The organism is Glutamicibacter soli (assembly GCF_003309065.1).
GTDB classification, from domain to species: domain Bacteria; phylum Actinomycetota; class Actinomycetes; order Actinomycetales; family Micrococcaceae; genus Glutamicibacter; species Glutamicibacter soli.
The window spans coordinates 1-18,744 of the sequence record NZ_POAF01000001.1; the positions used below are offsets into that span (position 1 = coordinate 1).

General features: G+C 66.6%; 21 protein-coding genes. 13 read left to right on the forward strand and 8 right to left on the reverse strand.

Annotation, left to right across the window (positions count from 1 at the left end; genetic code table 11):
* Nucleotides 1–200: 200 nt before the first annotated feature.
* Nucleotides 201–1,667, reverse strand: a complete 1,467-nt coding sequence (locus C1H84_RS00005; protein WP_113606204.1) for a DUF2079 domain-containing protein — start codon at nucleotides 1,665–1,667, stop codon at nucleotides 201–203.
* Between the two features lie 214 nt (nucleotides 1,668–1,881).
* Between C1H84_RS00005 and C1H84_RS00010 the strand changes: the two genes are divergently transcribed.
* The 3 genes from C1H84_RS00010 (at nucleotide 1,882) to C1H84_RS00020 (ending at nucleotide 5,127) form a co-directional block, all read left to right on the forward strand.
* Complete coding sequence (locus tag C1H84_RS00010; RefSeq protein ID WP_181727993.1) at nucleotides 1,882–2,982, forward strand: VanZ family protein; 1,101 nt, start codon at nucleotides 1,882–1,884, stop codon at nucleotides 2,980–2,982.
* A gap of 150 nt (nucleotides 2,983–3,132) precedes the next feature.
* Complete coding sequence (locus C1H84_RS00015; RefSeq protein WP_053798028.1) at nucleotides 3,133–3,903, forward strand: DUF2637 domain-containing protein; 771 nt, start codon at nucleotides 3,133–3,135, stop codon at nucleotides 3,901–3,903.
* Between the two features lie 129 nt (nucleotides 3,904–4,032).
* Nucleotides 4,033–5,127 carry a GTP pyrophosphokinase gene (locus C1H84_RS00020; protein ID WP_047119046.1) on the forward strand — a complete coding sequence of 365 codons (1,095 nt, stop codon included), beginning with the start codon at nucleotides 4,033–4,035 and terminating at the stop codon, nucleotides 5,125–5,127.
* On the opposite strand, the gene C1H84_RS18140 is transcribed toward C1H84_RS00020, so the two are convergent.
* Nucleotides 5,103–5,270 carry a hypothetical protein gene (locus tag C1H84_RS18140; RefSeq protein ID WP_161448287.1) on the reverse strand — a complete coding sequence of 56 codons (168 nt, stop codon included), beginning with the start codon at nucleotides 5,268–5,270 and terminating at the stop codon, nucleotides 5,103–5,105. The two genes, C1H84_RS00020 and C1H84_RS18140, sit on opposite strands and share 25 nt — an antisense overlap.
* A gap of 179 nt (nucleotides 5,271–5,449) precedes the next feature.
* On the opposite strand from C1H84_RS18140, the gene abc-f reads away from it, so the two are divergent.
* Complete coding sequence (gene abc-f, locus C1H84_RS00025) at nucleotides 5,450–7,051, forward strand: ribosomal protection-like ABC-F family protein (protein ID WP_113606206.1); 1,602 nt, start codon at nucleotides 5,450–5,452, stop codon at nucleotides 7,049–7,051.
* Between the two features lie 12 nt (nucleotides 7,052–7,063).
* Nucleotides 7,064–7,495 (forward strand): hypothetical protein, encoded by a 432-nt coding sequence (locus tag C1H84_RS17875; RefSeq protein ID WP_146955782.1) that lies wholly within the window; start codon nucleotides 7,064–7,066, stop codon nucleotides 7,493–7,495.
* Nucleotides 7,496–7,557: 62 nt separating this feature from the next.
* Here C1H84_RS17875 and C1H84_RS00035 read toward each other — a convergent pair whose 3' ends face one another.
* Genes C1H84_RS00035 through C1H84_RS00045 form a run of 3 tightly spaced genes read right to left on the reverse strand, consistent with a single transcriptional unit; the run spans nucleotide 7,558 to nucleotide 9,128 of the window.
* A complete protein-coding gene (locus tag C1H84_RS00035; protein WP_113606208.1) occupies nucleotides 7,558–8,457 on the reverse strand; it encodes an SURF1 family cytochrome oxidase biogenesis protein in 900 nt (299 codons plus the stop codon).
* On the reverse strand, nucleotides 8,458–8,703 hold the full coding sequence (locus C1H84_RS00040; RefSeq protein ID WP_047119050.1) for a hypothetical protein: 246 nt from the start codon (nucleotides 8,701–8,703) through the stop codon (nucleotides 8,458–8,460).
* A complete protein-coding gene (locus C1H84_RS00045; protein ID WP_047119051.1) occupies nucleotides 8,703–9,128 on the reverse strand; it encodes a DUF3099 domain-containing protein in 426 nt (141 codons plus the stop codon). The genes C1H84_RS00040 and C1H84_RS00045 overlap by 1 nt, the downstream gene beginning before the upstream one ends.
* Before the next feature lie 216 nt (nucleotides 9,129–9,344).
* Here C1H84_RS00045 and fabG point away from each other — a divergent pair, with 216 nt between their 5' ends.
* Entirely contained in the window at nucleotides 9,345–10,067 is a 723-nt protein-coding gene (gene fabG, locus C1H84_RS00050; protein WP_113606209.1) for a beta-ketoacyl-ACP reductase, read from the forward strand.
* A gap of 44 nt (nucleotides 10,068–10,111) precedes the next feature.
* Nucleotides 10,112–10,861: an SDR family oxidoreductase gene (locus C1H84_RS00055; protein WP_082124051.1), complete on the forward strand. Its 750-nt coding sequence runs from the start codon at nucleotides 10,112–10,114 to the stop codon at nucleotides 10,859–10,861.
* A gap of 71 nt (nucleotides 10,862–10,932) precedes the next feature.
* Here C1H84_RS00055 and C1H84_RS00060 read toward each other — a convergent pair whose 3' ends face one another.
* Entirely contained in the window at nucleotides 10,933–11,388 is a 456-nt protein-coding gene (locus C1H84_RS00060) for a MarR family winged helix-turn-helix transcriptional regulator (RefSeq protein WP_113606210.1), read from the reverse strand.
* Between the two features lie 83 nt (nucleotides 11,389–11,471).
* On the opposite strand from C1H84_RS00060, the gene C1H84_RS00065 reads away from it, so the two are divergent.
* Nucleotides 11,472–12,089, forward strand: a complete 618-nt coding sequence (locus C1H84_RS00065) for a maleylpyruvate isomerase family mycothiol-dependent enzyme (protein WP_053798035.1) — start codon at nucleotides 11,472–11,474, stop codon at nucleotides 12,087–12,089.
* A gap of 16 nt (nucleotides 12,090–12,105) precedes the next feature.
* A complete protein-coding gene (locus tag C1H84_RS00070; RefSeq protein WP_113606212.1) occupies nucleotides 12,106–12,516 on the forward strand; it encodes a DUF1304 family protein in 411 nt (136 codons plus the stop codon).
* A gap of 73 nt (nucleotides 12,517–12,589) precedes the next feature.
* Here C1H84_RS00070 and C1H84_RS00075 read toward each other — a convergent pair whose 3' ends face one another.
* Both C1H84_RS00075 and serB read right to left on the reverse strand, forming a co-directional pair.
* The gene (locus tag C1H84_RS00075) at nucleotides 12,590–14,335 is read right to left on the reverse strand and encodes a VanW family protein (RefSeq protein WP_113606213.1); all 1,746 of its coding nucleotides are present in this window, start codon (nucleotides 14,333–14,335) and stop codon (nucleotides 12,590–12,592) included.
* A 162-nt stretch (nucleotides 14,336–14,497) separates the two neighbouring features.
* A complete protein-coding gene (serB, locus tag C1H84_RS00080; protein ID WP_053798038.1) occupies nucleotides 14,498–15,418 on the reverse strand; it encodes a phosphoserine phosphatase SerB in 921 nt (306 codons plus the stop codon).
* A 176-nt stretch (nucleotides 15,419–15,594) separates the two neighbouring features.
* Between serB and C1H84_RS00085 the strand changes: the two genes are divergently transcribed.
* The 4 genes from C1H84_RS00085 to C1H84_RS00100 all read left to right on the forward strand — a co-directional run bounded on the left by C1H84_RS00085 (nucleotide 15,595) and on the right by C1H84_RS00100 (nucleotide 18,457).
* Nucleotides 15,595–16,380, forward strand: a complete 786-nt coding sequence (locus tag C1H84_RS00085; protein ID WP_113606214.1) for an ABC transporter ATP-binding protein — start codon at nucleotides 15,595–15,597, stop codon at nucleotides 16,378–16,380.
* Between the two features lie 30 nt (nucleotides 16,381–16,410).
* Nucleotides 16,411–17,217: a sulfite exporter TauE/SafE family protein gene (locus tag C1H84_RS00090; protein ID WP_047119060.1), complete on the forward strand. Its 807-nt coding sequence runs from the start codon at nucleotides 16,411–16,413 to the stop codon at nucleotides 17,215–17,217.
* Complete coding sequence (locus C1H84_RS00095; protein ID WP_425323551.1) at nucleotides 17,210–18,055, forward strand: TrmH family RNA methyltransferase; 846 nt, start codon at nucleotides 17,210–17,212, stop codon at nucleotides 18,053–18,055. Before C1H84_RS00090 ends, C1H84_RS00095 begins: the two co-directional genes overlap by 8 nt.
* Nucleotides 18,056–18,199: 144 nt before the next feature.
* Complete coding sequence (locus C1H84_RS00100; protein WP_047119068.1) at nucleotides 18,200–18,457, forward strand: type B 50S ribosomal protein L31; 258 nt, start codon at nucleotides 18,200–18,202, stop codon at nucleotides 18,455–18,457.
* Nucleotides 18,458–18,744 lie beyond the last annotated feature (287 nt).

Below are 18,744 nucleotides of genomic sequence, written 5' to 3' on the forward strand. Positions count from 1 at the left end.
AGCACCGCGGTGCATTCGGTGTGGACCGGTGGTACGGGCGGGCGGTGGCGTTGCTGCATTGCTTCGTACATGTGTTAATTGTACGGCGTTTGATCGAATAAAGATTCGAATATTGCCTGTGAATCTCGAGTTCGGGTTGCGAGGCCCTGCGGCTGGAAGGTACTCGGGCCCGGCACCCTGAGGGTGCCGGGCCCGGGAATCTACCGCTGCAGGTAGGAGGAGCAGACCGGGTCGACCGGGATGTCCCGGTGGAGCACCAGGATGCCCTGGTCCTCCGGGGCCACCGGCTTGAATCCCAGGTCGGTGGCGCGTTCCAGCGCCTGGTCCGGGGTCAGCGGATCCCATCCGCCCAGCTCCTCGACGTTGAAGTCGATGATCATCCAGCTGGAGAGGTCGTCGCCGATATCCCCGTGCAGCCCGACATAGGTGCGGGTGGTGAGGTGGGGGACGACGCTGTCGGCGGCCTCGATGCACACGCCGTCCGGGATCATCGCGACGGCCTTTTCCTTGGCGGCGATCAGTTCGGCCGGCGGCCAGCCCTGGCCGGTGACGGTTTTGCCCAGCGGGAAGACCATCGGGAAGAACAGGGTGGCGATGACCGAGATCGACAGCAGCCAGGCCGGGCCGATGAGGCGTGCGCGGCACCAGTCGAAGCGGATGGCGAGCTTGCCCAGCACATGGACCGCGGACATGATCAGGATCGGGGCCATGATCGCGTCGTACTGGTAAACCGGGGCCCAGGTGTTCAGCCGGTCGTTGAACAGGCGAGAGAGGAACAGCGGGGCGCCGAGGATCACGTACGGCGAGGCGAAGGGCAGCAGCGCCAGCGGCACGAAGGTCAGCAGCCACAAAGCCCACTTGAGCTGGTGGTCGAACAGGATTGCGATCGACTGCAGCGGGTGGGTGACCAGGAAGACCACTGCCGCGCCTGCGGTGGCGCCCAGGGCGGTGTACTGCCAGTAGGAGAATTCGCCCTCGGGGGAGAACAGCGGGATGAGGTAGCCGGTGACCGCCAGGTACCCGAGCAGGCCGAGCGCCGCGGTGAGCGCGGCCTTGAGCCACTGGCGGTGGAAGAGCAGCACGATTCCCACGGCCACCATGGTGATGCCCATGTCCTCGCGCACCAGCAGCAGGCTGGCGGAGAGCCCCGTAACCAGCCAGTAGCGGCCCTTGTCGAAGGCCCAGATGATCCACGCCATGATCGGCACGCCGAAGGCGATCTCATGGAAGTCCCAGTTCACGATGGCCTGGAACGGCCACCACAGCAGCAGCGCGGCGCTGGTCAGCAGGGCGCCGAGGTGCCCGAAGCGCGGGCGGGTGAACAGGTACACCGGGATCGCGGTGGAAACCAGCAGCAGCGCCAGCACGATGCCCAGCATCCGCGGGTCGTTCCAGATCCAGTAGAAGGGCGCGAGCACCGCGAGGATGGGGTGGAAGTGGTCGCCCAGCAGGTTGAAGTCGACCCCCTTGACCGGCACGATCGGCGCCTTGAACATCGCGTACTGGCGCACCGCCTGGTCGAAGATGCCCAGGTCGTACCCGCGCGACTCGAAGCGCGCGAAACGCAGGAAGGAGTGGACGACGTACAGGATTCCTGCCGCGAGCATGACCAGGCCGAGCTGCAGCTTGTGGGCGCCGGTCATGGGCGCGGGGGACGGGGTAGACATGGACTAAAGCTTATCGACTCGTCGCGGCAATGGGCGCATCACCGGCCCGCCGCAGCCGGTGGCGCGGGCGGAGATTGCTCACGTCGCACCTGCCGGGGAGGGCAGAGTCCCCAGTCAATCCGCCGTAGCCATGGCGGAAATTCCCAGCGACCTTCCAGTGCCGGGGCGGCGCCCGGGGTGCGGCAGGAGGCCCGGGGTGCGGTTAGATGGAGATATGAACAGCATGATCTGGCCTGGAGCGGTTGCCATCCTCGGCAGCGTCCTCTTCCTGGGCGTCGCCGGCATCTTCCTGCTCGCCCTGCAGTACCGCCGCCACGGGCGCCTGTCCTGGCGCCGCACCATCACCACGGCGGCGGCAGCGCTCTATGGATTCGGCCTGTTCAGCTACACCATGCTGCCGCTGCCGGCCACGCGCGACGCGTTCTGCAGGCCCGGCGTCGCGGTCCCGCAGCTGACCCCGGGGCACTTCCTGAACGACTTCGCCGACGTCTACGCCCAGGTGGGCCTGCGCGGCCTGGCCACCAGCTTCACCCTGTGGCAGGTATTGTTCAACATCATCTTGTTCATGCCGCTGGGCATCCTGGCCGTGCGCTGGCTGCGCGGCAACATGTTCACCGGCATGGTGCTGGGCCTGGCCGCCAGCCTGGCCATCGAGCTGACCCAGTACACCGGCGTCTGGGGGCTGTACACCTGCGCCTACCGCGTCGCCGACGTCGACGACCTGATCATGAACACCTTCGGCGCGCTGCTCGGCGCGATCATCGCCTACCTGCCGGTCTTCGCCTTCCTGTCCTCCCCGCGCGAACCGCGGGCCGAGGATGCCCCGCCGCGCCCGGTCACCCGGACGCGGCGCGCGCTGGCCGACTTCTTCGATTCCTCCTTCACCGGCGCCGCGGTTTTCGTGATCGCCGCAGGCCTGAACCTGGTGGAGAAGCTCGGCGGCCCTGAGGTGGACCCGGGCCTGGTGAACATCTGGGTGCCGGCAGTTGTGGTGCTGTTCGTGTTCCTGCTGCCGAGCCTGGCCCCGGGGCGCGCGACGCTGGGCCAGCGCTGCGCCTGGATCCGCATCACCGGCGGCGACGGACGCGGCGCCGCGGCCTGGCGGGCCGGGCTGCGCACGATCCTGGGCTTCGGCGGCATCACCTTCTTCTTCCAGATCTCCACCAGCATCAACGACAATCCGGACCTGCCCTGGCTGAGCTCGGCGGTCATGCTCTACGCGGTGCTCAGCGCCCTGTGCTTCTGGCTGATCCCGCGCGCGCGGTCGCTGGCCGGGGTGCTCACCGGCACCGGATTCGCCGATCGCCGGGCCTGATCTGCGAAAGTGTGTGGACGAACACTGCGCACCCGGCGGGGTTAAACGCTAAAATGGATCCGGTGCCCGGTGTGCAAGCCATGCCGGCCGGCCCGACTCGCGTCAACTGAACGTCCCCGATAATGCGAAAGTACAGGTTCCAAGCGAAGCATGGAAGACAAGAAACCAGAAGTTCCGAACGAACCGCATAAGGCAGTGCTCGGAACCGCAGTCGGCGCCACCGTCCTGATCGCGATCGGCGCATTCGTGCTGTCCTTCGCGGCCCTGACCGATTTGGCCGAGCGCTCCGGCATCCAGTCGAATCTGGCCTGGATCTGGCCGATCATCATCGACGGCATGATCGTCGCCGCCACCGTGGCCATCGTGGCCCTGAACGGGTTCAACCGCCGCGCCATGATCTACCCCTGGTCCCTGCTGTTCTTCGGCGCGATCGTCTCGACCGCCGCGAACTCCACCCACGCCATCCTGACCGTCGACTCGATCGTGGACGGCGTGCCACCGCTGGTTTCCGCGCTGGTCGCAGCCATGCCGCCGATCGTGCTGCTGGCCATCACCCACCTGACCGTGCACATGTACCAGAAGAAGTCCGAGGCCGCGAAGCTGCGCGCCGAGCTGGAGTACGACGAGGAAAAGGAAAACGCCGAGAAGTACGGCGTGGCCTATGACGACGGCTACAACGCCGCGCTGACCGACGCGAAGACCGCCGAGGACGAGCGCTTCGCCCAGCTGGAGCAGGACCACCAGGACGACCTGGCCCGCGCCCGCGCCGAGGCGATCGCCGCGGCCCGCAACGACGCCAAGGTCACCCCGATCAAGCCCGCCGCGCCGGCCAACCAGACCGCCAAGTCCGCTCCGGCGGCCAACAGCGACGCCAAGGCCCCGTTGTACGAGGACATGGCCAAGCGCCTGACCCGTCCGTAACCAGGCATTCCCGCCACCTGCGGGAATCACCACCTCAAGTCATTCCCGAAGGGGCGCGGCCCGCGGGCTGCGCCCCTTCGGCTCTCCCCGTATAGGCCGCAGCGCCAGGTGTTCCAGGAGGCATCAGTGATGGATCCACAGCAGGAGACGACCGGCGACGGGTTCTCCGCGCAGATCGCCGCCGCGGTCGCGCAGTACGGCACCGTCAGCGGCGAGCTGCACTCGGTGCTCAACGCCATGAAGGCGAAGATCCGCCGATTGTTCGCGGGCAGCGAGGTGAAGCCGCTGTTCATCACCGGCCGGGTGAAGTCCACCGAGTCATTCCAGGCCAAGGCCTCGCGCCGGCTGCAGGAGAACGCCGACAGCGACCCGGTGCTCGAATTCCCCAACCCGCTGCGCGAGGTGCACGACATGGTCGGCATCCGCATCATCGTGATGCTGCCGCACGAGATCCAGCAGGTCGCCAGCCTGATCAAGTCGCACCGCGAGGCCTTCGACTGCCGCAGCGACCGCGAGAAGGACATCGGCTCGGTGGAATCAGGGACCTACGGCTACTCCTCCCGCCACCTGCTGCTCAAGACCCGCAACGAGCCCACCGTCCGCCGTTTCCAGGAGGCGCTGGGCAAAACCGTGGTGCCCAGCGGCAACTTCATCTTCGAGGTGCAGATCCGCACCATCCTGCAGCACGCCTGGAGCGAGATGGAGCACGACATCCGCTTCAAGCACCCCGGCGAGGCGGCCTGGAACCCGCAGATCGACCGCCACTTCACCGCCACCGCGGCGATGCTGGAAACCGTGGAGAACTACTTCACCGACATCGACGAGCTCTACCACCGGCTCAACGGCTACCACGACAAGAACGGGCTGGGCGCCGCGAAGCTGACCGGCGAGAAGATCGGCGAGATCTGGCAGACCCTGCTGCCGCACGTGGACCGCAAGCGCGACGACGACTGGTCCTGGGCCGCGGAGCTGCTCGGCGCCCACGGCATCGACGCGACCTGGCAGTTGGTCGGGCTGCTGGATGCGGAGGTGGTGCGCGAGGTGCGTGCCGCGCTGGACCACCGCTATTCGCCGGGTCCGGATCGGCTGCTGGACGACGTGCTGCTCTGGCGCTTCGGCAAGGCACACATCGAGAAGACCAGCGGATCAGACCTGCGCCGCGAGGCGTCGCTGAGCCGCCGGCTGATCCAGATGAACGACTACCGCTCGTCGCTGAACGGCTGAGGCCCGGGCTCGGGGCCGGCCGGGTTCCAGGCGTAGAGGACACCTGCCACCGGCAGGAACGCCAGCGCCGGCACCCACGCGAATACCGCCAGCGCGATCAGCGCGGCCGCCAGGACCACCAGTGCCGCCAGGTTCGTGCTCATGGTGCGCCTTCCTCTCAAGGTGGTGCAGATCATACCCCATGCGGCGGGCAAACGCCGGGGTGCGGCTGTCGAATCAAACACAGTTCGCCCCACCAGGGCCGTTGCACGGCTAAACTAGTTAAGTTGCCCTGTTGACGGGGCGCCAAAGTTTTTGCCGGACCCGCTGAAAGGCCCACCCTATGATTTCCGTAGCCAACCTCGAGCTACGCGTCGGCGCCCGCCTGCTGATGGACGAAGTGAACTTCCGCATCGACAAGGGCGACAAGATCGGGCTGGTGGGCCGCAACGGCGCCGGAAAGACCACGATGACCAAGGTGCTGGCCGGCGAATCGCAGCCCACCATCGGCGAAGTCACCCACAAAGGCTCGATCGGCTACCTGCCGCAGGACCCGAAGACCCCCGACATGGAGCAGCTGGCCCGCGACCGCATCCTCGGCGCCCGCGGCCTGGACATCGTGCTGAACAAGCTGGCCCGCACCCGCGAGGAAATGGCCAGCGAGGACGCCGCCGTCTCCGCCAAGGCGATGCGCCGCTACGACCGCTTGGAGGCCGAGTTCATCGCCGCCGGCGGCTACGCCGCGGAATCCGAGGCCGCGGCGATCTGCGCCAACCTGGATCTGCCCGAGCGCATCCTGAACCAGCCGCTGCGCACCCTCTCCGGTGGCCAGCGCCGCCGCGTGGAGCTGGCCCGCATCCTCTACTCGGATGCCGAAACCCTGCTGCTCGACGAGCCCACCAACCACCTGGACGTTGACTCCATCGTGTGGCTGCGCGACTTCATCAAGAACTACGCCGGCGGCGTGCTGATGATCAGCCACGACACCGGGCTGCTGGACGAGACCGTGAACAAGGTGCTCTACCTGGATGCCAACCGAGCCACCGTGGACGTCTACAACATGAATTGGAAGCGCTACCAGGTGCAGCGCGAGACCGACGAGCGCGCCCGCAAGCGCGAGCGCGGCAATATCGAGAAGAAGGCCTCGGTGCTGCTGGCCCAGGCCAACAAGATGAAGGCCCGCGCCTCGGGCGCTTCGGCGGCGCAGTCCATGCTCAAGCGCGTGGACCGCATGCTCGCCGGCCTGGAAGAGGTCCGCGCCCACGACAAGGTTGCCGCCCTGCGCTTCCCGGATCCGGCCCCCTGCGGCAAGACCCCGCTCATGGCCGAGGGCCTGTCCAAGGCCTACGGCTCGTTGGAGATCTTCACCGACGTCTCGCTGGCCATCGACCGCGGCTCCAAGGTCGTCATCCTGGGCCTGAACGGCGCCGGCAAGACCACGCTGCTGCGGATGCTGGCCGGCGTGTCCGAACCCGATACCGGAAGCATCGTGCCAGGCCACGGCCTGAAGATCGGCTACTTCGCGCAGGAGCACGACACCCTGGACCCGGAGGCGACGGTGCTGGAGAACATGCGCCGCAACGCCCCGGAGCACCTGGGCGACGCCGACGTGCGCTCGATCCTGGGCTCCTTCATGTTCGTGGGCGACGACGTGAGCAAGCCTGCGGGTGTGCTCTCCGGCGGCGAGAAGACCCGCCTGGCCCTGGCCACCATCGTCGCCTCCAGCGCGAACGTGCTGCTGCTCGACGAGCCGACCAACAACCTGGACCCGGCCTCCCGCGCCGAGGTGCTCGGCGCGCTGTCCACCTTCCCGGGCGCCGTGGTCATGGTCAGCCACGACGAGGGCGCCGTGATGGCGCTGAAGCCCGAGCGCGTGGTCATCCTTCCGGACGGCGACGAGGACCTGTTCAGCGAGGACTATCTGGAACTGGTCACCCTGACCTAGTAGCATGGCCGCATGACGGCCCATCGCAGCGTATTCAGCGCCGCCGGGATCCTCCTGGCGGCGCTGTTGTCTTCCGGGTGCTCCGCGGCAGAGGTTCCGCCCGAGGAACCCAACGCGAACTGGTCGCTGCTGGGGGGAAAGTCCCCGGCGCCTCAGGACACCACGCTTCAGCTGGGTGTCGTGCGCGCGGCCTGCGCCGGAGGCGAAACCGGCGACGTGGCGTCCACAGACACCGAATTCGGCACCGAGCAGGTGGTGGTCACCGTCTACGTCCAGCCGCTGCCCGAGGGCGCCTACGACTGCCCGATGAACGACACCGTGCCCTATATCCTGGACCTGGGCCAGCCGCTGGGGGAGCGCGCGCTGGTGGACGGGGCCTGCCGGGATGCGGCGCTGTCCGGCACCCCCGCCTGCAGCCAGGAAGGGCTGCGCTGGAAACCGTAGGCCGATACCTTATTAACGCCGAAACCGGCGGGAAGAAGCTTCTTCCCGCCGGTTTCGCGCGTTCAGCGTGCGTCGGTGGCATCCTGCTGGTCGAGCAGCGCGTCCTCGATGGCCTCGTCGGTCAGCGAGCCGTCGCGGCGATGGACCTTGGGGCCCTTGGCCCGGACCTTGCGCACCGTATGCACCGGCTCGTCGTAGCCCAGCGCCTGGGCCTCGGCCAGCTCGGCGGCTTCCTCCGCGTTGATCTTCTTCTGGGTGCGCGCCGCGTACCAGAAGCCGACGAACGCCAGCACACCGAAGATGTACCACTGGATCTCGTAGGACAGGTGCGGGCCCTCGTCCATGTCCGGCGGGTCCAGCTGCTGCGGGGCGCTGGCCGGGGCCGGGCTTTCCTCGTACATGATGCCGTAGGAGCCCTGCGCCAGCGGGTAGCCCAGGGCCGCCGAGTAGTCCTCCAGCTTGATGGTGGCCAGCTGGCCCTCCGGGGCGCCGCGGTCGAGCCGGATCTCGCCGGGCTTTAGCCGCGCCTTCACGGTGACTTCGCCGGCCGGCGGGACCGGGATTGCGTCCGGGTGGCCGTTTTCCTGGTTGCCGATGGGCAGGAAGCCGCGGTCGATCACCACGACCTCGCCGGCGGTGGTCTTGAAGGGCACCAGCACCTCGTAGCCCGGGGCGCCGGCCTTGATGCGGTTGCGCACGATCCGGGTGTCCTCGGCCAAGTAGCTGCCGGTCAGCTCGACGGTGCTCCAGATCTTATCCTCGGGCAGCGCCTCGAAGTAGTCCAGGGCGGCCTGGCCGGTCAGCGGTTCGGCGAAGTAGTTCTTGTTCACCCGCTCGATGCCGGTGAGCACCTCCTGGCGCCGGTCGGCCTGCCAGTTGCCCAGGGACACGCAGGCCACGGCGAAGAGGGCGACCAGCAGCAGCCAGCCGATCCAGCGTGAGCTGGCCAGAAAACGATACATCTAGTGCTGTGCTCCTTCGGCGTCGTGCAGCGGCAGGGTTTCCTTGTACAGCAGCCGGTCCTTGAGGTAGGACTCCAGCCATTGGCGGTGCTCCGCGCAGGCCAGCCAGGTCTTGCGGCGTTCGGGGGTATGGATCTTCGGGTTGTTCCACAGCAGGCGGTACTCGGCGTCCTGGCGGCAGCCCTTGCGGGAGCACTTCACCGGAGCCTGGGCCTGCTGGCCCGACAGCGATCCGAGCAGGTCCATCAGTTCTCCTTGCCGTTCGCGGTATCGTCCCCCGGATCCCGTGGCGGCTGCTCATCCTCGACCAGCGTGCCGTCGATGATCTCGGCGCCTTCCGGAGCCGGGGCGACGTTTGCGTGCCCGCCCTCCAGGGCCTCGGGACCGGTGGGCTCGTAGAACTCTGCCGGCGGCTGGCGGCGGGTGATATCCGCGCCGCCGTTGGCGATCACCACTGCCACGTAGGGCAGGAAGATCGCGCCGATCAGGAAGAACCAGCGCAGCCAATCCGTGGTGAAGAACGCCAGGACGAAGCAGACCACGCGCACCGTCATCGTGATCGTGTATTTGCGCACACGGGTATCCTGCTCGACGGTGTGGGACTCGCGGGCTTCGGTAATGCGATGCACGTGGGGCTCGTCCGAGCCGTGGTGCGCGTGCTGGTGCGACATTGAGTGGAACTTCACTTCATCGGGGCTGGGGTCGTTCCATTGTCTCACTCACGGCTGCGAGAATCGAATTTCTACCGTACGTCGAAGCGGTAAAACCAGCTGGTAACTAATAGGATTGAATTCAGAAGCAGCTACTTACCTAGGCACAGCGCACACCACGGGTCCGTCCGGCGGCAGCCGGAACGGCATTTCGGCGTGCGTGAACGGAGATATACATTGACTACTGAACCAGAAACTGGCCGCAGCGTCCTGGTGACCGGCGGAAACCGTGGAATCGGCTTGGCCATCGCCCGCGCCTTCGAAGCCAACGGCGACAAGGTCGCCATCACCTACCGCAGCGGCGAGGTCCCTGCCGGGCTGCTGGGTGTGAAGGCCGATGTGACCGACGCCGAGTCCATCGACGCCGCGTTCAAGGAAGTTGAAGCGGCCCACGGCCCAGTTGAGGTTCTCGTCGCCAACGCGGGCGTCACCAAGGACACCCTGCTGCTGCGCATGAGCGAAGACGACTTCACCTCGGTGATCGACACCAACCTGACCGGCGCCTTCCGCGTGGTCAAGCGCGCCGCCAAGGGCATGATCCGGCTCAGGCGCGGCCGCGTCGTGCTGATCTCCTCCGTGGTGGGCCTGTACGGCTCCCCGGGCCAGATCAACTACGCGGCCTCCAAGTCCGGTCTGGTGGGCATCGCCCGCTCGCTGACCCGCGAGCTCGGTTCGCGCGGCATCACCGCCAACGTGGTCGCCCCGGGCTTCATCAACACCGAGATGACCTCGGTGCTGCCGGAGGAGACCCAGAAGGGCTACCTGGCCAGCATCCCGGCCAACCGCTTCGCGGAGCCGGAGGAAGTTGCCAACGTCGTGCGCTGGATCGCCAGCGACGAGGCCGGCTACATTTCCGGCGCGGTCATTCCGGTTGACGGCGGCCTGGGCATGGGCCACTAGCCCGTAGCCCCCGAATTTTTCCCCATTTTAAGGAGTATGTGAAGTTGAGCGAATACAAGGGTGCAATCGTCACCGGTTCTTCCCGCGGCATCGGCGCTGTCACCGCGCAGCTGCTGGCCGAGCAGGGTGTCGGCGTGGTGGTCAACTACCGCGCCAAGGCCCCGCGCGCGAACAAGATCGTCGCCGCCATTGAGGAGAAGGGCGGCCAGGCCGTCGCCGTCGGTGCTGACCTGACCACCGTCGAGGGCCGGCAGGCGCTGGTTGACGCGGCCGTGGAGAACTTCGGCTCGCTGGATGTCTTGGTGCTCAACGCCTCCGGCGGCATGGAGACCTCGATGGGCGAGAACTACGCGCTGCGCCTGAACCGAGACGCGCAGGTCGAAATGCTGCAGGCCGCGCTGCCCAAGCTCAGCGAGGGCGGCCGCGTGGTCTTCGTGACCAGCCACCAGGCGCACTTCATCAACGAGGTCTCCACCATGGACGCCTACGACGCCGTGGCCAAGTCCAAGCGCGCCGGCGAGGACGCGCTGCGCGAGCTGATCCCACTGCTGTCCCAAAAGGGCATCACCTTCGTGGTCGTCTCCGGCGACATGATCGAGGGCACCATTACCGCGACCCTGCTCAACCGCATGGAGCCGGGAGCCATCGAGGCCCGCCGCGAGCAGGCCGGCAAGCTGTACTCCGTGGAGGAGTTCGGCGCAGAGGTCGCCAAGATGGTCTTCGCCGACGTCGAAACCGGCCACACCGAGCTGGTCGGCGGCGCCGAGGACTTCCTGAAGCAGTCCGGCAAGTAGCCCGAGATGCCCTTGGCCACGGGGCGTCCGACCGTCACGGCCGGACGCCCCGTGCGCCATTTAATGCGGCTCTACTGCGGCCTGTTGGTCAGCCGTGCGAGAACCTGCAAGTCGCGCCGCAGACGGTCGTAACGGGCCGAACCCAGAGCCTGGCGCCATTCGCGGTCGATCCGCTGGATTTCCGCGGCCGCCACCTTGCCGGCCGCCAGGCCGCGCTCGTCGGCAATGACCCGGCTGGCCCGCGCGTCCAGGGGATCGGGCACACGCCGCACATAGCCGTTGCGTTCCATGGAGCTGACCAGCACGCTGGCGGTCTGCTTGGTGATGTAGACGCGGCTGGCCAGCTCGGTGATGCGCGAGCCCTCGGCGGAGATCCGCTGGAACAGCCGTGCCTGGGGCAGGGTGGTGTCGGTGTAGCCGGCGTCCTGCACCGCAGCGAACACCCTTTCCTCCAGTTCCCGGTAGGGAATGAACAGCAGCAGTCCGACGTTGAATGGCCCCGGATCCGTGGATTTTTCCCCTTGCATATGGTCAGTGTAACGAACTAATATTAGTCAGTAAAGCTGACCTTAAAGCTAGTGAAACGGGTGCTGCGATGCAACGGAATCGGATGTGGGAGCTGGTCGCCGAGCAACGCCTGCTGCTGGCTGGGCTGCTCGAAGGCTTGGACGAGGAGCAATGGAACGCCGATTCGCTGTGCCCCGGATGGCGGGTGCGCGACGTGGCGGCCCATGCGATCGCGCCGGCCACCACCGGCCTCGGCACGGTCCTGCGAGAGATGATCCGGACCCGCGGCGATTTCAACAGCATGGTCTTTTTCGACGGTAGGCGCCGCGGCGACGCGCCGGTGGAGCAGATCGCGGCGGACTACCGGCGATTCGCCACGTCGCAGCGCCGTGCTCCCGGGGCGGTTGGCGCCACCCCGCTGATGGACATCATGGTCCATGCTAGGGATATTTCCATCGCGCTGGACGCGGACTACCCGTCCATGCCGGTGGCGGGCGCGCAGGCCGGCGCCGAATTGGTGTGGAGGCTGCCATTCCCCTTTTACGCGCGTCGCAAGCTGGCCGGATATCGGCTGCAGGCGAGCGACGCCTCGTGGTCGGCGGGGGAGGGAGCCTTGGTTGAGGGGCCGATGGAGGCCCTGCTGCTGCTCCTGACGGGCAGGAATGCCTGGCTGGGCCGGTTGGATGGCCCGGGCGCGGAGCGCTTGCGATTGGAGTCATGAGGCCAGGGAGACGGCCATGGAAACACTAAATGTTGCGGGGCAGCTTGCGGCCCTCGTCAGCGCGCTGATCCTGATCGTGGTCGCGCCGCTGGAAATGTTCTTCTACGGGCGGCCCAAGGTGGCCAAGTTCCTGAGCGTCGATCCGGAACATGCCGATTCGGTGAAGCTGTGGTCCTTCTGCATCGGGGCGCGCAACTTGCTCTCGGCCCTGGGAGCGATCGCGGGCCTGGCGATGATCCGCTGGGGCGACCCGCTGGCGGGCACCGTGGTGGTGCTGTGCTTCTGCTGGTACATGCTGTTGGCCAGCCTGGCCATGGCCGCCGCGGACGCGATGGGCTACTGGAAGCCGCGCGGCGGCAGCCTCAATGGCACCGTTTCATCCAGCGTGCTGCCGCTGGTAGTGGTCGTGTCGCCGCTGTTCGCCTGAGAACGCTCGACGCGCAGCAGGGGCCGCGATTCCCGCCGATGTGGCGGAAGTCGCGGCCCCTGCACGATGGTGCCTAGTCGCAGACGATCTTGTTCCATGGGCTGTAGGTCCAGGACTTGGTCTCCGCCGGCAGCTTCTTGGAACCGTCGACGGTTTCCCGGTAGCGGGTGATGTCGATGCTGAAACCCTTGCGTCCGCCCGATTCGGGGATGCACTTCTCGGCCTTGTTGTGCACGGTCTTCGGGTCGGTCTGGTTGTACTTGCCGGAGCTGTCCTGGGTGACCTTCCAGTACTTGGTGGACCACAGGCGGGTGTGCACCGCGTCCCCGGAAACCCAGGCTTCGATCATCACGCCGTAGGGAGTGTTGTTTTCCCAGATCATGTCGACCTGTCCCTCCCACAGGGTGGCTTCGCGGCCGGCCGGGTAGCGGTCGAACCAGCGCGAGTGCGGCTTGTGGGTGATGTCGTCGTAGCCGGCCAGGAAGCCGACGTTGTACATCTGGGTGGAGATCTGCGACAGGCCGCCGCCCACCGCTTCGGAACTGAAGCCGTTCTCCACCACGCCGGAGCTGTAGTAGCCGTTGGCGGTGGTGATCGGGCCCAGCGCCTGCAGCAGCGAGAAGCGTTCGCCCGGCTTCACGATGGTTCCGGTGATGCGCGCAGAACCCGCCTTCAGGTTCTTGGTGCGCACGGTGTCCGAGGCGGGATAGGGGGTGGAGAACTCGACGATCTCCTCCTTGATGCCCAGCTTTTCGGCGTCGGCGGTGGTGAAGTCCGCATCGCTTTCGGCCATCGCGACCTCGGCCTTTCGCGTTTCGGTCTGGCTCGCGGCCAGCACCTTTGCGCCCAGGTCCTTGGTTTCCAGCGAGATGCCCTTCACGGACTTCACGATGGTCGGCTTGCCGCCCTTGAGCACGATCTTCGCATCCTTGGCGGTGCTGGAGAGATCCGAGTTCTTGGTGGCCGCGAGGTAGAGCTTCTCGTCGTCCAGCGCCAGCTGCGGCTCGCCGTCCTTGGCCGAGTAGCTCGCGGCGGCGGCCATGGAGGCCGGGGAGATGGCGGTGCTCTTGTCCCCGGAAACCAGGGTGACGTCCTTCTTCAGCAGGGAGGCGACCTGCGTGTCGTAGAAGGCTTGCAGCTTCTGCGCGGAGACCTCCGGGCTGGTGACCTCGGCCGGCAGCTCCATGGCCGGACCGGCGATTTCCCAGTCGGTGGCGATCTTCTCGGCGGACTTCTCGACGTCCAGGGCGACCCCGTCCACGGGCTTGGACAGTGTTGCCTGGGCGTCCTTGAAGGTGATGGTGCCCTCGGTGACCTTGGCGTCGGCCTTGGCCGCCAGCTTCCCAAGCTGGGCCGTCAGCTTGTCCTGGTCCACGTCGATGACCGCCTCGGCGGAGAAGTCTCCGGTCAGCCGTTCATAGAGCTTCACGGGGTTGGCTTCGAAATCGGTCAGGTCCGCAATGGTCTGCTCGACATCCAGGCTCAATCCAGCCTTGGCGGGGTCGAGTTCGTAGCCCTTGCCGTTGACGGTGGTCTCGATCGGCTCCTGCGCCAGCGGCACCACCTGGTTCTCCAGGGCGGTACGCGCTTCGTCCTGGTTCAGCGAACCGATGTTGACGCCAGCGATCGTGGCGTTCGCCGGAACCTGGGAACTGATGAAGGCCGCCGCGCCGAAGTAGGCGGCGGTCGCCGCGACAACACACGAACCGGCAATGATCCACGGTTTGGCCGTGCTCTTGCGCTTGCCGTCCTTGGGGTTTCCGGCAGGCGTGGCGGGCTGGACGACGTTGGATGAATTCTCCGGTGTTGGGGTCTGCACTGGTCTATTGGCTCTTTCGAAAAGCGGTCAGATTACGGCACATACCCCGACAAGCTGCCTGGGTCAAGGGTTGCGTCACCTGAAATACTATCGGCTGGAACAACCAACAAGCCGATAACCAGCGTTTTCCGGGCTAATCGTTATCGACTTGTTGGATTTGGCCTAGTTCAGATCGTCCAGAACCAGGTCGGCGATGACGTCCAGGCGCGAGAAGTTGATCTGGGCCCCGGCCTTTTCCTTCAGGGCCGGCTTCGCGTTGAAAGCGACACCCAGGCCTGCGGCCGTGACCATGTCCAGGTCGTTGGCGCCGTCGCCGGCGGCGATCGTGGCGGCCATGTCGATGCCGTGCCCGGCCGCCCAGGAACGCAGCATCTCCTCCTTGGTGGCGCGGTCCACGATCTTTCCGTGCACGGTGCCGTCCAGCACCGCGCCCTCGATGCCCAGGGTGTTGGCCAGCGCGTGGTCCAGCTGCAGTTCCTCGGCCAGCGGGTCCAGGATCTGCTGGAATCCGCCGGAGACGACGCCGACCTTGTGCCCCGCGGCGTGGAAGCGCTTGACCAGTTCCCGGGCGCCGTCGGAGAAGATGATGCGTTCGCCCACCTCGCCGAGCACGGTGGCCGGCAGGTCCTTCAGCGTGGCCACGCGCTGGATCAGCGACTGCGCGAAGTCCAGCTCGCCGCGCATGGCGGCCTCGGTGACCGCGGCGACTTCCTTTTCGCGTCCTGCATGGGCGGCCAGCAGTTCGATGACTTCCTGCTTGATCAGGGTCGAATCGACATCCATGACCAGCAGCAGCTGCGTGGCCCCGGTCAGGGCCGCGTCGACGACGGCGAGGCACACGTCGGACTCGGCCACGGTTCCGGCGGCCACCTGAGCGGCAAGGTACTCTGCGGCTGCCTGCCGCGCCCCAGCGCTCCGGGACTCGTCCAGCGCCACCTTGGCGACCAGGCGCTCGGAACTGGTGCGGATCGAGACTTCAGCGCCGGCGGGGACCAGCCCGGCGGCGCGGGCGCCGTCCAGCAGCCTGTCGAAGACGTTGCGGGGCAGCAAGGGGCGGGAGACGAAAACAAGGGTAGAGGCCATGGTTCCATTTTCGTCGGCGTGCGCCGTGCGACCAAAAATGACGTCGCGAGCCCGGGCACCCGCTGGTGTAGCCAACGTCATAGTCGGGCATGGCCGCGGCCGGCCCCGGGCTCGCACGGCGTTAAAGACGAAGCTAATTAGTGATTCGCAGGGTCGGAAGTCTAGGCTTAAATACCATGAGCGAAGTGCTAAGTTTCAATGATGTCAGCGTGGTGCGCGGGCGTAAAGACCTGCTCAAGGACGTTTCCTGGCAGGTCAACGAGGGCGAGCGGTGGATCGTGCTCGGCCCGAACGGCGCCGGCAAGTCCACCCTGATGAACATTGCCTCCACCCGGATGCACCCCACCCGGGGCACCGCGGGCATCCTGGGCGAGACCCTGGGCCGCGTGGACGTCTTCGAGCTGCGGCCGCTGATCGGCCTGAGCTCGGCCCTGGTCGCCAACTCGATCCCCGGCAGGGAGACCGCGTTGAATGTGGTGCTGACCGCCGCCTACGGCATGACCGGGCGCTGGCGCGAGAAGTACGAGAAGCTCGACGAGCGCCGCGCCTTCGGCCTGCTGCACGACTGGGGCATGTCCACCTTCATGAACCAGTCCTTCTCCAAGCTCTCCGAGGGCGAACGCAAGCGCGTGCTGATCGCCCGCGCCCTGATGACCGACCCGGAGCTGCTGATCCTCGACGAGCCGGCCGCCGGCCTGGACCTTGCCGGGCGCGAGAACCTGGTCGCCAAGCTCGGCGAGCTTGCAGCCGACGAGTACGCCCCGGCCCTGGTGCTGGTGACCCACCACCTGGAAGAAATCCCCGAGGGCTTCACGCACATCCTGATGATGCGCGAGGGCCAGGTGGTCGCCGCCGGCGAGATCGAGGCGACGCTGACCGAGGAGAACCTCGAAGCCACCTATTCCATGCCGTTGGCCCTGCGCCGCGAGGGCGGCCGCTTCTCGGCGTTCGCGCGCAGCTAAGAGACACCGCACCTAAGGGAGTACCGCACCATGATCGAATTCTGGCGTGAAGCCCTGGTCTTCCTCGGAGGGCTGTGGGCCGGAACCATCAACACCGTCGTAGGTTCGGGCACCCTGGTGACTTTCCCGATCCTCGTGGCGCTGGGCATCGCCCCGGTCAACGCGGTGGTCTCCAACGCCATGGGCCTGGTCGCCGGGGGATTTTCCGGCGCCTGGGGCTACCGTCGCGAGGCGGCCAGCGTCAAGGGCACGCTGCTGAAACTGGTTCCGGTCTCCCTGGTCGGCGGCCTGATCGGCTCGCTGCTGCTGCTGAACTTGCCCGAATCGGTGTTCGGCGTGGTCGCCCCGATCCTGCTGGTGTGCGCCCTGGTGCTGGTGATTTTCCAGCCGCGGCTGGCCGCCTGGGCCAAAACCCGGCAGGCCGCGCAGGGCGGCACCGACCCGGACGCGGCGGACAAGGCGAAGATCCCGCTGATCCTGTACATCCTGGTGTTCGTCATCGGCGTGTACGGCGGCTACTTCACCGCCGCGCAGGGTGTGCTGCTCATGGCGGTGTTCGGCGTCTTCCTGCAGGCCTCGCTGCAGCAGTCCAACGCGATCAAGGTGATCCTCTCGCTGATCGTGAACCTGGTCGCGGCGGTCATGTACCTGGTCATCGCGCCCGAGCGCATCCACTGGATCATCGTGCTGCTCATCGCCGTCGGCTCGCTGATCGGCGGGTTCATCGGCGCCAAGGTCGGACGCAAGCTCTCCCCGGGCTGGCTGCGCACCGTCATCGTCATCCTGGGCCTTGTGGCCCTGGCGAACATGGTCTACAAGCTGGTGGCCGGTGCCTGAGTTCCCCGAAGAAATCCTGAACCCCGAGCGGATCCTGCACGTCGCGGACCTGCAGGACGAGCGGCTGGACGAGTACCTGCGCCTGTCGGAGGCGCACCTGCGCATGCGCACCGACGTGGAAAACGGCCTGTACATCGCCGAGAGCACCAAGGTCGTGCAGCGCGCGATCAACGCCGGACACACCCCACGCAGCTTCCTGCTCGCGCAGAAGCACCTGGGCCAGCTCGTGGCGGAGTTCAACCGCTTCCCTGACGCGCCGATCTTCATCGGCGACGACGCGCAGCTGCAGGACCTGGTCGGCTTCCACCTGCACCGCGGCGCCATGGCCTCGATGAACCGCCCGGCTCCGCTGGACCTCGATGAGGTGCTGGCCGCCAGCTCCCGGGTGGCGATCCTGGAGGACATCGCGGACCACACGAACCTCGGGGCGATCATCCGTTCGGCCTCGGGCCTGGGCATCGACGCGGTGCTGCTCACCCCCAAATGCGTTGATCCCTGGTACCGGCGCAGCGCCCGCGTCTCCATGGGCACCGTGTTCGACCTGCCCTGGGTCCGATTGAAATCCTGGCCTCAGGACATCGAGCGGCTGCGCGTCCACGGCTACCGGATGCTCGCCATGGAGCTGACCGAAAACGCCGTGCCGCTGAACGAGATCCAGCTGTCAGCGGGCGAGAAGGCAGCGATGATCCTGGGCAACGAAGGCCGCGGAGTGACCGACGAGGCGTTGGCGGCGGTCGACACGACAGCGATCATTCCGATGCACCGCGCGGTGGATTCGCTGAACGTCGGCGCCGCCAGCGCCATCGCCTTCTGGCATTTGTGCTCTTCGCCACGCTGAGCGGTTTTTGCCCAGCCCGGTGCGTGAGCTAAGATGGAATGTCTGTGTGTTTCGATCCACCCGGTGGGCCGTGCGCAGGCGCAATTTTCCGAGTAATCAGCTGCTGGCAAAATCCAGTGGCCACAAACAAAAAGGTGTATAGCTATGAAGGCTGATATCCATCCGCAGTACGGCCCAGTTGTCTTCAACGACCTGGCTTCCGGCGAAAAGATCTTGACCCGTTCGACCGCTACCTCGAACAAGACCATCGAGTGGGAAGACGGCAACACCTACCCGGTCATCGACGTCGAAATCTCGGCAGCTTCGCACCCGTTCTACACCGGCAAGCAGCGCATCATGGACACCGCCGGTCGTGTCGAGCGCTTCAACGCCCGCTTCAAGGGCTTCGGCGGCAAGAAGTAATTCTTCGCCCCTCGCAGGCTTTCACGGCGTGTTTCCAGATTTTCTGGAAGCACGCCGTTGCTGCTTTAACCGCAGATGCCCGCATTCTCCAAGGCGTCCCGGGATTAGCCGCATGCTCGCCGGGCAATCAGCCGGGGAGGTTGCCCGAGGCAACGGCCATTGGCTAGAGTCGTCGTATCGTGGTGCTTGCCGGACTTATCGGCCCTGGGCCCCCGTTGGATGCTTCGGCGCGACAGGGCCCGGATAACCACATGATCCATGCACCGACCGGGTAGCAAGTCAACAGG

Coding starts and splice junctions, on each gene's coding strand:
- C1H84_RS00040 (WP_047119050.1), bottom strand. CDS start 8,703: ATGGACCTGCTCGGATCGCTGTCGGGCCAGCAGGCCCAGGCTCCGGTG.
- C1H84_RS00035 (WP_113606208.1), bottom strand. CDS start 8,457: ATGTATCGTTTTCTGGCCAGCTCACGCTGGATCGGCTGGCTGCTGCTG.
- C1H84_RS00045 (WP_047119051.1), bottom strand. CDS start 9,128: ATGTCGCACCAGCACGCGCACCACGGCTCGGACGAGCCCCACGTGCAT.
- C1H84_RS00085 (WP_113606214.1), top strand. CDS start 15,595: ATGAGCGAAGTGCTAAGTTTCAATGATGTCAGCGTGGTGCGCGGGCGT.
- C1H84_RS17875 (WP_146955782.1), top strand. CDS start 7,064: ATGACGGCCCATCGCAGCGTATTCAGCGCCGCCGGGATCCTCCTGGCG.
- C1H84_RS18140 (WP_161448287.1), bottom strand. CDS start 5,270: ATGAGCACGAACCTGGCGGCACTGGTGGTCCTGGCGGCCGCGCTGATC.
- C1H84_RS00065 (WP_053798035.1), top strand. CDS start 11,472: ATGTGGGAGCTGGTCGCCGAGCAACGCCTGCTGCTGGCTGGGCTGCTC.
- C1H84_RS00060 (WP_113606210.1), bottom strand. CDS start 11,388: ATGCAAGGGGAAAAATCCACGGATCCGGGGCCATTCAACGTCGGACTG.
- abc-f (WP_113606206.1), top strand. CDS start 5,450: ATGATTTCCGTAGCCAACCTCGAGCTACGCGTCGGCGCCCGCCTGCTG.
- C1H84_RS00070 (WP_113606212.1), top strand. CDS start 12,106: ATGGAAACACTAAATGTTGCGGGGCAGCTTGCGGCCCTCGTCAGCGCG.
- C1H84_RS00010 (WP_181727993.1), top strand. CDS start 1,882: ATGAACAGCATGATCTGGCCTGGAGCGGTTGCCATCCTCGGCAGCGTC.
- serB (WP_053798038.1), bottom strand. CDS start 15,418: ATGGCCTCTACCCTTGTTTTCGTCTCCCGCCCCTTGCTGCCCCGCAAC.
- C1H84_RS00020 (WP_047119046.1), top strand. CDS start 4,033: ATGGATCCACAGCAGGAGACGACCGGCGACGGGTTCTCCGCGCAGATC.
- C1H84_RS00090 (WP_047119060.1), top strand. CDS start 16,411: ATGATCGAATTCTGGCGTGAAGCCCTGGTCTTCCTCGGAGGGCTGTGG.
- C1H84_RS00005 (WP_113606204.1), bottom strand. CDS start 1,667: ATGTCTACCCCGTCCCCCGCGCCCATGACCGGCGCCCACAAGCTGCAG.
- C1H84_RS00015 (WP_053798028.1), top strand. CDS start 3,133: ATGGAAGACAAGAAACCAGAAGTTCCGAACGAACCGCATAAGGCAGTG.
- C1H84_RS00100 (WP_047119068.1), top strand. CDS start 18,200: ATGAAGGCTGATATCCATCCGCAGTACGGCCCAGTTGTCTTCAACGAC.